The following is a 15,789-nucleotide window of genomic DNA, read 5'->3' as shown; positions in this document are numbered from 1 at the left end:
CAGGATAGGCGGCATAAAACAGGGTGAGGTTTGACGGTTGTTCCGCATTTAGACAGAAAAAAGCCCCGGGACATCGGGGCTGCGGATAAAAGATCCAAAGGTTAAGTAAGAGTGGCAGAGAGGGTTAAGCGGGCAGAGATTTCAGCAGGGCAAAGGCCTCCTTCATGCGATCTTCGCTAACCACGAAGGCGCGTAGCTGTCCCTCGCTGTCAGCGCCTTTGGCCACCATGCCCTGTGGTTCGATGGTGATTTGCCAGTTCAGATCCTGACGCTGGGTTTCGCCTGCAAGGTGCAGGGGCAGTTCAGGCGTTTTCACCTTCACCAGCATCGCGGGTAATTTCAGGGGCGCGCTGCCCCCGAGCAGGTTTTTCGCCAGATACATCGCGCTAAGCTGTATCGGCTGCAGGAAGGGCAGAAGCTGGCCGTTGATCTCAGCGCAGTCGCCCAGCGCATAGATGTCGGGCTGCGTGGTTTGCAGGTAACTGTCGACCTTCACGCCACGGTTTGTCTCCGCTCCCGCGCGGTGCGCCAGCGCCGTTTCCGGACGCAGCCCGGTCGCGGCAATCACCACATCAATGTCTACGTTGCGGTTGCGATCGAGGGTGGCGCGAATGCCGGTTTCGGTACGGGTCAGGCTTTGCAGCTGAGATTTCAGCAGCAGGTGTACGCCCATATCGGTTAAACGGTGCTGTAAGCGACTGCTTACTTCGGCGGGTATCAGCGCTGACAGAATGCTGGCCGCGTGATCGACCAGCGTGACGGCTTTACCCGCCCGACAAAAGTCCATCGCCAGCTCGGTGCCAATCAGACCACCGCCGACAATCATTACGCGCTGCGCGTCGCGAAGCCACGTTTCGCTGGCCTGGTACTCCTGCTGGCTGTTCAGCGTAATCATCAGCTCGCGGCCTTCAACCGGCGGCACAAAAGCGGATGCGCCCGTGGCCAGCACCAGTTTGTCGTACTGCCAGGTATGATCTTTCGCTTTCACGACGTGCGCAGCGGCGTCGATATCGGTGACCCAGGTATAGGGGAACAGGCGCAGGTTGTACTGTTCCGCGAACTCCCCCGCCGTCTGGCGGGTGAGATCTTCGGCACGCTGATTCTGGCTAATGACGTGGCTTAAATCAGGTTTGTTGTACTCGTCCATGCTGTCGGCGGCAATCACCGTCAGCGGAACGCTGGGATCCTGTTTGCGGATATTTTTCACCAGCTGGCGGGCGGCAAAGCCCGAGCCGATGATCACGATTCCGTTATTCATTTTGCCTCCGATGCCAGTTCGTCAAAGACGTCTTTACCAAGGGAACATTCCGGGCAGAGGAAGTTGTCTGGTACGTCACTCCACGGCGTGCCCGGCGCAACATCCTGCAGCGGCTCGCCCAGTTCCGGGTCATAAATCCACTGGCAGACGCTGCACTGCATGCGCGGGCCGAGATCGGCAGAAGCGGCGGCACAGCTGCTGGCAGGCTGTGGTTCGGCCGGTTTTGCTGTGGCGTCCGGCAGCGGAGCGAGCGCCCACTGACGGGCGATATCGCGACCGTGCTGGCGGCAGATTTCCAGTGCGTCGATGTCCGGGCGCCATTTGGCTTTCAGGCTCATAGACATTTCGAAACCGGCATCCTGCAGGCGGGTAGAGAGACGGTCAACCGCGCCGCCGCTCCAGCCGTGGGAGCCAAAGGCGCTGGCGCGTTTATTACGGAAACGCAGGCCGGTCATCTCCTCCACGAGGCCCGCGATTTTTGGCATCATCACGTTGTTCATGGTGGAGGTGCCCACCAGCACGCCTTTGGAGCGGAAGGTATTGGTCAGGATTTCGTTTTTATCGCTGCGAGCCACGTTGAAAATTTTCACCGCCACGTTCGGATCCACTTCGTTGATCCCCTGGGCAATGGCGTCCGCCATCATGCGGGTGTTGTTGGACATGGTGTCGTAGAAGATAGTGATGCGGTCTTCCTGGTAATCCGCCGCCCATTTCAGGTACAGCTCGACAATCTGGGTGGGATTTTCACGCCATACCACGCCGTGGGAAGTGGCAATCATATCCACCGGCAGGTTAAAGCCGAGGATCTCGGTAATTTTTGGCGTCACCAGACGGCTGAATGGCGTAAGAATGTTGGCGTAGTAGCGCTGGCACTGTTCGAACAGCTCGGTCTGGTCCACTTCGTCATTGAACAGACGTTCATCGCAGTAGTGCTGGCCGAAGGCGTCGTTACTGAACAGTACCGCGTCGCCGGTCATGTAGGTCATCATGCTGTCCGGCCAGTGCAGCATTGGCGTTTCCACAAAAATCAGCTGTTTGCCGTTACCGATATCCAGGGTATCGCCGGTTTTCACGGTGTGGAAATTCCACTCCGGATGGTGGTGATGACCGTTAATCGAGTCGATGGCATTGGTGGTGCAGTAGATTGGCGTGTTCGGAATATGGGACATCAGCTCGGTCAGCGCCCCGGCGTGGTCCTCTTCCGCGTGGTTAATGATGATGTAGTCGATAGCCTCCAGATCAATTTCGCTACGCAGGTTCTGCACGAACTCGCGGCTGAATTTATGATCGACGGTATCAATCAGGACGTTTTTACCTTCACGAATGAGATAGCTGTTATAGCTGCTGCCGCGCAGCGTTTTGTATTCCGTTCCGTGAAAATCACGCACTTCCCAGTCACGTTGACCAACCCAATGAATGTTATTTTTAACCAGAATAGACATAGCAACCTCGATAATTAAATGCGGCATGTTTAAGAAAGATGTATTGCCTATATCAAGATGCGTGCCAGTTTTTTAACTAATTGATTTAAATGAATTTATTAAATAATAACTCATAGTGGGTAGTCATAATGACTATCATAAATATTGTCAATATGACATTATGAATTGTCAAAATGACAACGAGGCAGATATGAGCTTTTCCGTAGACGTGCTGGCGAAAATCGCTATCGAGTTGCAAACCGGTATCGGTCATCAGGACCGTTTTCAACGCTTAATTTCGACCCTGCGTCACGTACTGGCCTGTGATGCTTCGGCGCTGCTGCGCTATGAAGGGCGGCAGTTTATACCGTTGGCTATCGATGGACTGGCGCAGGATGTTTTGGGGCGGCGCTTCTCGCTTGAAGGCCACCCGCGGCTTGAAACCATCGCCCGTGCCGGGGATGTGGTGCGCTTTCCCGCAGACAGCGATCTGCCCGACCCCTACGATGGCCTCATCCCGGGGCAGGAGAGCCTTAAGGTGCATGCCTGCATCGGCCTGCCGCTGTTTGCCGGGCAAAATCTGATAGGGGCGCTCACCCTCGACGGTATGTCGCCGGATCAGTTCGATACCTTCAGTGATGAGGAGTTGCGGTTGATTGCCGCGCTGGCCGCCGGGGCGCTGAACAATGCGCTGCTGATTGAACAACTGGAGAGTCAGAATATGTTGCCCGGTAGCCCGGCGGCATTTGAGCCCGTGGCGCATACCGAGATGATTGGCCTCTCGCCGGGGATGATACAACTCAAAAAAGAGATCGACATCGTGGCGGCGTCTGACCTGAACGTATTGATCTTTGGCGAGACCGGTACTGGCAAAGAGCTGGTCGCGAAGGGGATCCACGAGGCTTCGCCGCGCGCGGTCAACCCGCTGGTCTATCTCAATTGCGCCGCACTGCCAGAAAGCGTGGCGGAGAGTGAACTCTTTGGGCATGTGAAAGGGGCATTTACCGGGGCTATCAGCAACCGTAGCGGTAAGTTTGAAATGGCCGACAACGGCACGCTGTTTCTTGATGAAATTGGTGAGCTATCGTTATCGTTGCAGGCCAAGCTGCTGCGCGTGTTGCAGTATGGCGATATCCAGCGGGTGGGGGATGACCGCAGCCTGCGCGTCAATGTGCGCGTTCTGGCGGCCACCAACCGCGATCTGCGCGAGGAGGTGCTGGCCGGTAATTTCCGCGCCGATCTTTTCCATCGCCTGAGCGTATTTCCACTCTCCGTGCCGCCGTTACGTGAGCGTGGCGAAGATGTGGTGCTGCTGGCGGGCTTTTTCTGCGAGCAGTGTCGCCTGAAAATGGGTCTTGCTCGCGTCGTGCTAAGCCCTGCCGCCCGTTCACATCTGCTGAGTTACGGTTGGCCCGGCAACGTGCGCGAACTGGAACATGCCATTCACCGGGCGGTAGTGCTGGCGCGGGCTGCGCGCCATGGCGATGAGGTGGTGATTCAGCCCGGCCATTTTGCCCTGCAGGATGACACCCCCCTGGCGGTGACAGCGGATGCCCCGGCACCGGGGAAAGAAAACCTTCGTGAAGCGACAGAAGATTTTCAACGGCAGATGATTACCCGCGCGCTGGAACAGAACAACCGCAGTTGGGCGGCAAGCGCGCGGGCGCTGGAAACCGACGTGGCCAACCTGCACCGGCTGGCAAAACGTCTGGGGCTGAAGGGCTAGATAATTCCGGCCTGATAGAAGTCCTGAAGGTTGATGGCACCGCAGAGCTTGCCGTGCTCATCCACCACCGGGGCGGCGGCGATCTTACGCTTCAGTAGTACCTCTTTGGCCTCAATGGCCCGGCTGTCGGCGTTCAACGTCTGGCCGCCGGGCGTCATTGCCTCGCTGACGATGGCCTGCAGCGTGCCGCCGCCTACCAGCCAGCGGCGCAGATCGCCGTCGGTAAAGACGCCTTTCACCTGCTCGCGCTCATCACATACTGCAACCAGACCCAGCCCGGTACGGCTCAGTTCAAGCATCGCATCCATCACGCTGGTGGTGAGTTTCACCTGCGGGATGGCATCGCCGGTGCGCATCAGATGGTGCACTTTATTAAGCAGACGCGCGCCCAGGGCACCCGCCGGATGGGAGCGCGCAAAGTCTTCCTCATTAAAGCCGCGCGCCTGCATCACTGCCATGGCCAGCGCATCGCCCATCATCAGCGTATTCACGGTGCTGGAGGTGGGGGCCAGGTGCATTGGGCAGGCTTCGCGCTCGACTGAGATATCCAGCACCGCTTTGGCGGCCAGCGCCAGCGGGGAACGGGTTTTGCCGGTCATCGCCAGCAGGTCGACCGATTTTTCCTGCAGGCGTGGGATGATCAGATCCAGCTCTTTGGCCGAGCCAGAGTAAGAGATGAACAGCAGCACGTCACGGCTTTCAATCATGCCTAAATCTCCGTGCAGCGCCTCTGCTGCGTGGACGAAAAAGGCTGGCGTGCCGGTGCTGGCGAGGGTGGCCGCAATCTTCTTGCCGATATGGCCTGATTTACCGATACCCGAGACAATCACTTTGCCTTCGCAGTGGATAAGCGTATTTGCCGCACAGACAAACTCCTCCCCCAGCCTTTCAGGCAGGCGACTGGCCTCCTGTAGCTCCAGCATCAGGGTTTGACGGCCTGCATTTAACAGAAAATCACTCATGTTTCTCTCCGTTTACGATCCTTCCCGCGCCCCTGCCACAGCAGAAGGGGCGGCCTATCATAAAGCATTCACCCTGGGGCATTCATGGATAAAAATGAAAGATTTTGCTGGCGACCACAGAACCGCTTCCTTGTGGTGTCGGGGATGCTTTACCATACTTGCCACTTATCGAATTCGTTCAATGGATGTGCCATGTTTAAGCGTCGTTATGCAGCGCTGTTACCTGCGCTGATTATGCTGGCTGCCTGCAGCAGCAAACCAAAAACAGAGGAAGTTCAGCAGACGGCTGGCGCCCCTTCCGGCGGCTTCTTACTTGAGCCGCAACACAATGTGATGCAAATGGGTGGCGACTTCGCCAACAACCCGGCGGCTCAACAGTTCATCGATAAAATGGTGAGCAAACACGGCTTCAATAAACAGCAGTTGCAGGAGATCCTGTCGCAGGCGAAACGTCTGGATTACGTGCTGCGCCTGATGGACCGACAGGCACCGACAGCGCAGGTGCCGACCGGGCCAAACGGGGCATGGCTGCGTTATCGCAAGCAGTTTATCACCCCAGATAATGTGCAAAATGGCGTTGCCTTCTGGAATCAACATGAAGAGACCCTTAACCGCGCCTGGCAGGTGTATGGCGTGCCGCCGGAAATTATCGTCGGCATTATTGGCGTGGAGACCCGCTGGGGCCGTGTGATGGGGAAAACGCGCATTCTTGATGCGCTGGCAACGCTCTCCTTCAACTATCCGCGTCGCGCCGAGTATTTCTCTTCTGAACTGGAAACCTTCCTGCTGATGGCTCGCGACGAGCAGGACGATCCGCTGGATCTGAAAGGCTCTTTCGCAGGGGCGATGGGCTATGGCCAGTTTATGCCCTCTTCGTATAAGCAGTACGCGGTAGATTTCAACGGAGACGGCCATATCAATCTGTGGGATCCGGAAGATGCCATCGGCAGCGTGGCGAACTACTTTAAAGAACACGGTTGGGTGAAGGGCGATCCGGTCGCCGTTCAGGCTAACGGGCAGGCTCCAGGGCTGGAAAATGGGTTTAAAACCAAGTACAGCGTATCCCAGCTGGCCGCCGCCGGTTTAATGCCTATGCAATCGCTGGGTGACCACCAGCAGGCGAGCTTGCTGCGTCTGGATATCGGTACCGGTTATCAATACTGGTATGGTCTGCCAAACTTCTACACCATTACCCGCTATAACCACAGCACCCACTACGCAATGGCAGTGTGGCAACTGGGCCAGGCCGTTGCGCTGGCGCGCGTGCCTGCGGCGTCGCCGTTCAGTCAGTAATCTTTCGCCCCCTCCCCGGCAGGAGAGGGGGCTGTAACATTTATCCACACTCCCGTTAGCCGCCCGGTATTTACAATCACGGCACACCTCTTTATTGTTATGTTATAACATAATTCTATCGGGTGACTGATGACGCACTCTCTCTTCTCTCTCTCTTCGTTAACGCGCGTGTTGTATGCGCTGACGCTGGTTTTAGCCATCGTCTTTGCGGTGCGCTGGGCGGTAGCGCTGCCATGATCGAACTACAACGCCTCGTGGTGGGCTACCACCGCCAGCCCATCACGCGTCCGCTGGATGAGGTGATCCTGCGCGGTAGTATGACCGCCATTACGGGCGCTAACGGCTGCGGCAAATCGACGCTCCTGAAAACGCTGGCAGGATTCCTCCCTCCGGTCAGCGGGACGTTCCGCTGGCAGGAAAAGCGGCCTGTTATTGGTTGGCTTGCCCAGCGACACGAACTGGAGGCGCAATTCCCCCTGACGGTGAAGGATGTCGTAAGCATGGGATGCTGGCCAACCCTCTCGCTGTTTGCCGGAACCGGACGACAGGCGCGTGCGCGTATCGATCATGCGCTGGAGCGGGTAGGGCTGGCGGCGCTGGCAAGCACGGTGATTGACGAACTCTCCGGGGGGCAATTTCAACGCATGCTCTTTGCGCGCGTCATGTTACAGCATGCGCCGCTGGTCATGCTGGATGAACCCTTCACCGGCGTGGATGAAGCGACCAGTCACATATTGATGGAGCTGATACTTGAGATGGCGCAGCAGGGGCGAACCGTGCTGGCGGTGCTTCATGACAGCGAGCGCGTCACGCGCCACTTTTCGCAGGTCCTGCGCCTGGATGCCGCCCCGTCTTTAGAGACCGGCGTTGGGATGAGGGTGGCATGATGTGGCATCTCCTTTTTCAGCCCTTTATTGAATATGGCTTTATGCGCCGGGCGCTGGTCGTCTGCCTTGCGTTGTCGGTCAGTACCACGGCGCTGGGGGTCTTTTTACTGCTACGCCGCATGAGCCTGATGGGGGATGCGCTCTCGCACGCCATTCTGCCGGGCGTGGCGGTGGGCTATCTGTTGAGCGGAATGTCGTTACTGGCAATGAGCGTCGGCGGGTTTATCGCCGGGATAACCGTGGCGCTGGTGGCGGGGCTGGTGAGCCGACGCACGCCGTTAAAAGAGGATGCCAGTTTCGCCGGGTTTTATCTTGGCTCCCTGGCGCTGGGGGTGACGCTGGTGTCGCTGCGCGGTTCAAATGTGGATCTCCTGCACTTGCTATTTGGTTCCATCCTGGCGGTAGACCGTGATGCGGCGCTGTTCGTGGCGGGGGTCTGCATCTTCACCTTATTAACGCTGGCGCTGTTCTATCGCGGGCTGGTTAGCGAGGCATTCGATACGGCCTGGCTGCAGGTGAACGCCCGCTGGCTGCCTGCGCTACTGCACGGTCTCTTTCTGGCGCTGTTAGTGCTCAATCTGGTCGCCGGTTTTCAGGTGCTCGGTACGCTGATGGCGGTGGGGTTGATGATGCTGCCCGCGGTGGCGGCCCGCTGCTGGGCGAGGACGCTGCCCGGATTGCTACTTTTTGCCGGGGTAAGCGGCATTTTCTGTGCCTGGCTGGGGCTTAGCCTCTCGTGGGCGATCAGCCTACCGGCGGGGCCGGCGATTGTACTTACCGCCAGTGGTCTCTTTTTCTTTTCGATTTTATGTGGCACGCGCAGCAGGCTGGCTCACAGCCTGCGAGCGCTTTTTTAATGCAAGGAGAAATGATGAAACGTACAGGGGTTATGATGGCGCTCGCACTGAGCCTGCTGGCTCAGGGGGTGCAGGCGAAGACGCTGAACGTCGTTGCCAGTTTTTCGATTCTGGGGGATATCACCCAACAGGTCGGGGGCGACCACGTCAAGGTAACGACGCTGGTGGGGCCGGATGGCGATCCTCATACTTTCGAACCGTCACCGAAAGACAGCGCAGCGCTGAGTAAAGCCGACGTGGTGGTTGTGAATGGACTCGGGCTGGAGGGCTGGCTCGATCGGCTGGTGAAGGCGTCTGGCTTTAAAGGCACGCTGGTGGTGGCGTCGGCGGGGGTTCCAACGCACACGCTGGTTGAGGACGGAGAGACCATTACCGATCCGCATGCCTGGAATAGCGCCGCCAACGGTGCGTTGTATGCCCGGAATGTGTTGAATGGGCTGATAAAGGCGGATCCCGAAGAAAAGGTCGCGCTGGAGGCGGCGGGGAAATCCTATATTACGCAGTTAACAGAGCTCGATAGCTGGGCAAAAGCACGCTTTCAGCCCATCCCAACGGCGAAGCGAAAAGTGCTGACCAGCCATGACGCTTTCGGCTATTTTGGCCGCGCCTATGGCGTCACGTTTATCGCTCCGCAGGGATTATCATCGGAGAGTGAAGCCAGTGCTGCCCAGGTTGCCGCTATCATCACGCAAATTAAAGCGGACGGCGTAAAGACCTGGTTTATGGAGAATCAGCTGGATCCGCGGCTCGTGAAACAGATTGCATCGGCGACCGGCGCACAGCCTGGCGGCGAGCTCTATCCCGAAGCGCTCTCTGCAAAAGGGGGCGTGGCAGACACCTACGTTAAAGCGTTTCGCCACAACGTGGATACTCTCGTCAACAGCATGAAGTGATTCGCTATTCTGCCGATGCCTCTGCATCGGCATTTTCTGAAGCCCCCTCGTAAAAACATCCCCTCGTCCCCATATCTCTGCTGAAAGTGCTATCTTGTGCTGCACGATTATCTGGAGCCTAAACGATGATGACTGACCATGAACTCATGCAGCTCAGCGAAGAAGTAGGGCGAGCGCTGAAACAGCGCGGCGCAACGCTCACCACGGCAGAATCTTGTACTGGCGGCTGGGTGGCGAAGGTGATTACCGATATCGCCGGTAGCTCCGCCTGGTTTGAACGCGGATTTGTTACCTATAGTAATGAAGCAAAAGCGCAAATGATTGGCGTTCGGGAGCCGACGCTGGAAGAGCATGGCGCAGTGAGCGAACCGGTGGTTATAGAGATGGCAATAGGTGCATTACGTGCCGCCCGCGCCGATTACGCGATCTCCATTAGCGGCATTGCCGGGCCGGATGGCGGCAGCGATCTTAAGCCGGTCGGCACCGTATGGTTTGGCTTTGCGACGGCGCAGGGCGAGGGGATTACCCGACGCGAATGCTTCACCGGCGACCGGGAAAATGTGCGCCGTCAGGCCACCGAATATGCGTTAAAAACACTCTGGCAACAATTTCTACAAAAGACTTGATACTGTATGACTATACAGTATAATTGCGGCAACGAAACAGAAATCCACGGTGAAGCGCAGTTGCTTCTCCCGGCATGACAGGAGTAATAATGGCTATCGACGAAAACAAACAGAAAGCGTTGGCGGCAGCACTGGGCCAGATCGAAAAGCAATTCGGTAAAGGCTCCATCATGCGCCTGGGTGAAGACCGTTCCATGGATGTTGAAACTATCTCCACCGGTTCGCTTTCTCTGGATATTGCTCTGGGCGCAGGTGGCCTGCCGATGGGGCGTATCGTAGAAATTTACGGTCCAGAATCTTCCGGTAAAACAACCCTGACTCTGCAGGTTGTGGCTGCGGCGCAGCGCGAAGGTAAAACCTGTGCGTTTATCGATGCTGAGCACGCGCTGGATCCGGTATATGCCCGCAAGCTGGGTGTTGATATCGACAACCTGCTCTGTTCTCAGCCGGACACCGGTGAACAGGCTCTGGAAATCTGTGACGCGCTGGCGCGCTCTGGCGCAGTTGACGTCATCATCGTCGACTCCGTTGCGGCACTGACGCCAAAAGCGGAAATCGAAGGCGAAATCGGCGACTCTCACATGGGCCTTGCGGCACGTATGATGAGCCAGGCGATGCGTAAGCTGGCGGGTAACCTGAAGCAGTCCAACACGCTGCTGATCTTCATCAACCAGATCCGTATGAAAATCGGTGTGATGTTCGGTAACCCAGAGACCACCACCGGTGGTAACGCGCTGAAATTCTACGCCTCTGTGCGTCTGGATATTCGCCGTATCGGTGCCGTGAAAGAGGGCGATAACGTCGTCGGTAGCGAAACCCGCGTGAAGGTCGTGAAGAACAAAATCGCCGCGCCGTTCAAGCAGGCTGAGTTCCAGATCATGTACGGCGAAGGTATCAACTTCTTCGGTGAACTGGTTGACCTGGGCGTGAAAGAGAAGCTGATCGAGAAGGCTGGCGCCTGGTACAGCTACAACGGTGACAAGATTGGTCAGGGTAAAGCGAATGCTATCTCCTGGCTGAAAGAGAACCCGGCTGCAGCGAAAGAGATCGAGAAGAAAATCCGTGAACTGCTGCTCAGCAATCAGGATTCTAAACCGGACTTCGCGGTCGATGATGCCGACGTTGAAGAAACCAAAGAAGACTTCTAATCACTTCGTGTAAAAAAAGGGCTGCGATTGCGGCCCTTTTTTGCATTTGTTATTCAGCAGGTTCTCTATGAGCGAATCAACCCCACGACGACCGGCCTACAACCGCTTGCTGGATCGCGCGGTACGCATACTCGGCGTGCGCGACCACAGCGAGCAGGAGTTGCGCCGCAAATTAATGGCACCCGTGATGGGCAAAAAGGGCCCGGAAGAGATCGATGCCAGCGCAGAAGATTACGACCGCGTCATTGCCTGGTGTTATGAACACAACTATCTGGACGACAACCGCTTTATCGCCCGCTTTATTGCCAGCCGCAGCCGCAAAGGTTACGGCCCTCAGCGTATACGCCAGGAGCTGAATCAAAAAGGGATCTACCGTGAAGCCACGGAACGGGCAATGCGCGAGTGCGAAATCGACTGGTGTGAACAGGCGCGAGAGCAGGCCGTACGTAAGTACGGTGAGCCGTTGCCAAAAGAGTTTTCAGAAAAAGTAAAAATCCAGCGCTTCTTGCTCTATCGCGGCTACCTGATGGAAGATATTCAGGATATATGGCGTAATTTTGCCGATTGAGCGCATGCGGGATTTTACTTCCCTTAAAAGAAAACTTATCTTATTCCCACTTTTTCCAGTAGCTGGTCTGTCCAACACAGTGTGTGTCCAGGCTAGTTATGACATTTCGTTAGCTTGATTTCAGGATAATTATGAGCAAGAGCACCGCTGAGATCCGTCAGGCGTTTCTCGATTTTTTCCATAGTAAGGGACACCAGGTTGTTGCCAGCAGCTCCCTGGTACCAAATAACGATCCAACATTACTGTTTACCAACGCCGGGATGAACCAGTTCAAGGATGTTTTCCTTGGTCTCGACAAGCGTAATTATTCCCGCGCAACCACCTCGCAGCGCTGCGTGCGTGCGGGCGGTAAACACAACGACCTGGAAAACGTCGGTTACACTGCACGTCACCACACCTTCTTTGAAATGCTGGGCAACTTCAGCTTCGGCGACTACTTCAAACACGATGCAATTCAGTACGCATGGGAACTGCTGACCGGTGAAAACTGGTTCAACCTGCCGAAAGAGCGTCTGTGGGTTACTGTTTACGAGACCGACGACGAAGCATACGAAATCTGGGAAAAAGAGGTCGGTATCCCGCGCGAACGTATCATTCGCATCGGTGATAACAAAGGCGCACCTTATGCGTCTGACAACTTCTGGCAGATGGGCGATACCGGCCCTTGCGGTCCGTGCACCGAGATCTTCTACGATCACGGCGACCATATCTGGGGTGGCCCTCCGGGCAGCCCGGAAGAAGATGGCGATCGCTACATTGAGATCTGGAATATCGTCTTCATGCAGTTCAACCGTCAGGCTGACGGTACCATGGAGCCGCTGCCGAAACCGTCCGTCGATACGGGGATGGGTCTGGAGCGTATTGCCGCGGTTCTGCAGCACGTTAACTCCAACTACGATATTGACCTCTTCAGCACGCTGATTAAGTCTGTTGCAGAGGTCACTGGTGCGACCGACCTGAGCAACAAATCTCTGCGCGTCATTGCTGACCATATTCGTTCTTGTGCGTTCCTGATTGCAGACGGCGTCATTCCGTCGAACGAAAACCGTGGTTATGTGTTGCGTCGCATCATTCGTCGCGCCATTCGTCATGGCAACATGCTGGGCGCGAAAGATACCTTCTTCTACAAGCTGGTTGGGCCGTTGGTTAGCGTGATGGGCTCAGCAGGCGATGAGCTGAAACGCCAGCAGGCGCAGGTTGAGCAGGTTCTGAAAACCGAAGAAGAGCAGTTTGCCCGTACGCTGGAACGTGGGCTGGCGCTGCTGGATGATGAACTGGCGAAACTCCAGGGCGACACGCTGGATGGCGAAACGGCCTTCCGTCTGTATGACACCTACGGCTTCCCGGTTGACCTGACGGCTGACGTTTGCCGTGAGCGTAACATTAAGGTAGACGAAGCGGGCTTTGAAGCTGCAATGGAAGAGCAGCGCCGTCGTGCGCGTGAATCCAGCGGTTTCGGTGCTGACTACAACGCGATGATCCGTGTGGATGGCGCGTCTGAATTCCAGGGTTATGACCATCTGGAACTGAACGGCAAAGTGACGGCGCTGTTTGTTGACGGCAAAGCGGTAGAGAGCATTACCGCGGGTCAGGATGCCGTTGTTGTACTGGATAAAACCGCATTTTATGCCGAGTCCGGCGGTCAGGTGGGCGATAAGGGCGTGCTGAAAGGTAACGGCTTTAGCTTCACCGTAAACGACACGCAAAAATATGGCCAGGCGATTGGTCATGTAGGTTCGCTGACCTCCGGCTCACTGAAAGTGGGCGAGGGCGTACAAGCTGTCGTTGATGAAGCGCGTCGTGCGCGTATTCGTCTGAACCACTCCGCAACTCACCTGATGCACGCAGCCCTGCGTGAAGTACTAGGGACGCACGTTGCGCAGAAAGGCTCGCTGGTTAACGATAAAGTGCTGCGTTTCGACTTCTCTCACTTTGAAGCGATGAAACCGTCTGAAATCCGCGCGGTGGAAGATCTGGTGAACGCCCAAATCCGTCGCAATCTGCCAATCGAAACTCAGATCATGGATCTCGATGCGGCGAAGCAAAAAGGGGCGATGGCACTGTTTGGTGAGAAGTATGACGAGCGTGTTCGTGTGCTGAGCATGGGCGACTTCTCTACTGAACTGTGTGGCGGTACGCATGCTTCTCGCACGGGCGATATTGGCCTGTTCCGTATTCTGTCCGAATCCGGAACGGCGGCGGGCGTTCGTCGTATCGAAGCGGTCACCGGTGAAGGCGCGCTGGCTTACCTGCACGCTGAGAGCGATCAACTGCACGATATCGCACAGCTGCTGAAAGGCGATAGCCAGAATCTGGGCGAGAAAGTGCGTAGCGTTATCGAACGTACTCGCCAGCTGGAAAAAGAGCTGCAGCAGCTGAAAGAGCAGGCGGCAGTACAGGAGAGTGCAAATCTCTCCAGCAAAGCGGTTGAAATTAAAGGTATTAAACTGCTGGTCAGTGAACTGGCTGGTGTTGAGCCTAAGATGCTGCGTACCATGGTCGATGACCTGAAGAACCAACTCGGTTCGGCAGTCATTGTGCTGGCGACCGTTGCTGAAGGTAAGGTTTCTCTGATTGCTGGCGTGTCTAAGGACGTGACCGACCGTGTTAAAGCAGGGGAACTGATTGGTATGGTCGCTCAGCAAGTGGGCGGTAAAGGGGGCGGTCGTCCAGACATGGCGCAAGCCGGTGGTACGGATGCGGCGGCACTTCCTGCAGCGTTAACCAGCGTTGAGAGCTGGGTGAGTTCCAAACTGTAATAACTAAAAAGCGTAAACAGACGCCATAACCTATGTGTTATGGCGTACTTCGCTCTACGCTATCGATAATGATAAAGTCAGGTTGAGTTTGTGTATATCGGCTAAACTTACGTTTAACAGAATGTGATGCCGTGACTGCTTACACTTTACGTGTTTGTCATCGCTTACTTTTTGGCGTTATATGATGGATAATGCCGGGATACAAGAGACCCGACTCTTTTAATCTTTCAAGGAGCAAAGAATGCTGATTCTGACTCGTCGAGTTGGTGAGACCCTCATGATTGGGGATGAGGTCACCGTGACAGTTTTAGGGGTAAAGGGTAACCAGGTTCGTATTGGTGTGAACGCCCCTAAAGAGGTCTCTGTACACCGTGAAGAGATCTACCAGCGTATCCAGGCTGAAAAATCCCAGCAGTCCAGTTACTGATATTATCGCGTCTCGCTTTCAGGCGAGACGCAACCCTCCTGCCATTCTTCCTGCTTAAAGTTACCTTTCTATTTCATTTTCGCTGTTTTTCACCGTCTCTCTTTGCTTATCTTCATCTTTATTCGCCTGGTTGATGGAACTTCGTTGCGTAAATGCCCGCAAAATCCGTTTATAAAACACCCTCTTTGCCTCTTTTACATGCGAATTGCCTGCGATTTGTGCAAACAGAAAAAGTGCATGGAAAATTGTTTGACTTATAAGTCTCAGAAAGTAATATATGCGCCACGCAGCGACGAGAAGCTCTTAACGAGTTACTCGAAGCACTCGAAAGAGGCGTTGTGTGGTGAGGTGGCCGAGAGGCTGAAGGCGCTCCCCTGCTAAGGGAGTATGCGGTCAAAAGCTGCATCCGGGGTTCGAATCCCCGCCTCACCGCCATTTTGCATCCGTAGCTCAGCTGGATAGAGTACTCGGCTACGAACCGAGCGGTCGGAGGTTCGAATCCTCCCGGATGCACCATCTTCTCTGAGATAGCAGCAATACTGTTGTTTCATGGTCTGCGAAAACATCGCAGGCACCAGGGAGGATAACGTTGCTTCAGCAACGGCCCGAAGGGTGAGGCGCAGCCGAGTAATCCTCCCGGATGCACCATCTTTTACTTCACGTCGTTTTCGAAACGGTGTGTGGTACCAGGCAGTACAGCAGTAAATCCCGATGCATCCGTAGCTCAGCTGGATAGAGTACTCGGCTACGAACCGAGCGGTCGGAGGTTCGAATCCTCCCGGATGCACCATCTTTTACTTCATGTCGTTTCAAAACGGTATGTGGTACCAGGCAGTACAGCAGTCAATCCCGATGCATCCGTAGCTCAGCTGGATAGAGTACTCGGCTACGAACCGAGCGGTCGGAGGTTCGAATCCTCCCGGATGCACCATCTTCTCTGAGATAGCAGCAATACTGTTGTTTC

13 protein-coding genes and 4 tRNA genes are annotated in these 15,789 nt (G+C 55.8%); 14 read left to right on the top strand and 3 right to left on the bottom strand.

Features of this window, described 5'->3' with window-relative positions; all coding sequences use genetic code 11:
• Window positions 1–124 precede the first annotated feature (124 nt).
• Both norW and norV read right to left on the bottom strand, forming a co-directional pair.
• Window positions 125–1,258 (bottom strand): NADH:flavorubredoxin reductase NorW, encoded by a 1,134-nt coding sequence (gene norW / locus WFN75_RS15350; protein WP_040074280.1) that lies wholly within the window; start codon window positions 1,256–1,258, stop codon window positions 125–127.
• On the bottom strand, window positions 1,255–2,700 hold the full coding sequence (gene norV, locus WFN75_RS15345; RefSeq protein ID WP_336996448.1) for an anaerobic nitric oxide reductase flavorubredoxin: 1,446 nt from the start codon (window positions 2,698–2,700) through the stop codon (window positions 1,255–1,257). The genes norW and norV overlap by 4 nt, the downstream gene beginning before the upstream one ends.
• A 190-nt stretch (window positions 2,701–2,890) precedes the next feature.
• Between norV and norR the strand changes: the two genes are divergently transcribed.
• On the top strand, window positions 2,891–4,405 hold the full coding sequence (gene norR, locus WFN75_RS15340; protein ID WP_040074282.1) for a nitric oxide reductase transcriptional regulator NorR: 1,515 nt from the start codon (window positions 2,891–2,893) through the stop codon (window positions 4,403–4,405).
• Here norR and gutQ read toward each other — a convergent pair.
• Window positions 4,402–5,367 (bottom strand): arabinose-5-phosphate isomerase GutQ, encoded by a 966-nt coding sequence (gene gutQ / locus WFN75_RS15335; RefSeq protein ID WP_040074283.1) that lies wholly within the window; start codon window positions 5,365–5,367, stop codon window positions 4,402–4,404. The genes norR and gutQ overlap by 4 nt on opposite strands.
• Before the next feature lie 192 nt (window positions 5,368–5,559).
• Between gutQ and mltB the strand changes: the two genes are divergently transcribed.
• From mltB to WFN75_RS15270, 13 genes are all read left to right on the top strand, one after another.
• Window positions 5,560–6,660, top strand: a complete 1,101-nt coding sequence (gene mltB / locus WFN75_RS15330; protein ID WP_046886138.1) for a lytic murein transglycosylase B — start codon at window positions 5,560–5,562, stop codon at window positions 6,658–6,660.
• 233 nt (window positions 6,661–6,893) lie between these two features.
• Window positions 6,894–7,547 (top strand): metal ABC transporter ATP-binding protein, encoded by a 654-nt coding sequence (locus WFN75_RS15325; protein ID WP_336996447.1) that lies wholly within the window; start codon window positions 6,894–6,896, stop codon window positions 7,545–7,547.
• A complete protein-coding gene (locus tag WFN75_RS15320; protein WP_040074286.1) occupies window positions 7,544–8,404 on the top strand; it encodes a metal ABC transporter permease in 861 nt (286 codons plus the stop codon). The genes WFN75_RS15325 and WFN75_RS15320 overlap by 4 nt, the downstream gene beginning before the upstream one ends.
• Before the next feature lie 14 nt (window positions 8,405–8,418).
• A complete protein-coding gene (locus WFN75_RS15315) occupies window positions 8,419–9,297 on the top strand; it encodes a metal ABC transporter substrate-binding protein (protein WP_263617504.1) in 879 nt (292 codons plus the stop codon).
• Between the two features lie 128 nt (window positions 9,298–9,425).
• Window positions 9,426–9,923, top strand: a complete 498-nt coding sequence (pncC, locus tag WFN75_RS15310; RefSeq protein WP_046886163.1) for a nicotinamide-nucleotide amidase — start codon at window positions 9,426–9,428, stop codon at window positions 9,921–9,923.
• Window positions 9,924–10,012: 89 nt separating this feature from the next.
• Entirely contained in the window at window positions 10,013–11,071 is a 1,059-nt protein-coding gene (recA, locus tag WFN75_RS15305) for a recombinase RecA (RefSeq protein WP_040074288.1), read from the top strand.
• 67 nt (window positions 11,072–11,138) lie between these two features.
• Complete coding sequence (gene recX / locus WFN75_RS15300) at window positions 11,139–11,639, top strand: recombination regulator RecX (protein WP_336996446.1); 501 nt, start codon at window positions 11,139–11,141, stop codon at window positions 11,637–11,639.
• Between the two features lie 131 nt (window positions 11,640–11,770).
• Window positions 11,771–14,398, top strand: a complete 2,628-nt coding sequence (alaS, locus tag WFN75_RS15295) for an alanine--tRNA ligase (RefSeq protein ID WP_336996445.1) — start codon at window positions 11,771–11,773, stop codon at window positions 14,396–14,398.
• A 241-nt stretch (window positions 14,399–14,639) separates the two neighbouring features.
• Window positions 14,640–14,825, top strand: coding sequence for a carbon storage regulator CsrA (gene csrA / locus WFN75_RS15290; RefSeq protein WP_000906486.1), 186 nt, complete (start codon window positions 14,640–14,642; stop codon window positions 14,823–14,825).
• Between the two features lie 342 nt (window positions 14,826–15,167).
• Window positions 15,168–15,260 (top strand) — tRNA-Ser (locus tag WFN75_RS15285).
• A gap of 4 nt (window positions 15,261–15,264) precedes the next feature.
• Window positions 15,265–15,341: transfer RNA gene (locus tag WFN75_RS15280), tRNA-Arg, on the top strand.
• A 197-nt stretch (window positions 15,342–15,538) separates the two neighbouring features.
• A tRNA-Arg gene (locus WFN75_RS15275) sits at window positions 15,539–15,615 on the top strand.
• 64 nt (window positions 15,616–15,679) lie between these two features.
• Window positions 15,680–15,756: transfer RNA gene (locus WFN75_RS15270), tRNA-Arg, on the top strand.
• The last annotated feature ends 33 nt before the right edge of the window (window positions 15,757–15,789 follow it).

It is taken from the genome of Leclercia sp. UBA7405 (genome assembly GCF_037152215.1).
In the GTDB taxonomy this organism is placed as follows: Bacteria; Pseudomonadota; Gammaproteobacteria; order Enterobacterales; family Enterobacteriaceae; genus Enterobacter; species Enterobacter pneumoniae.
This window is presented reverse-complemented; position numbering and strand designations above follow the sequence as displayed.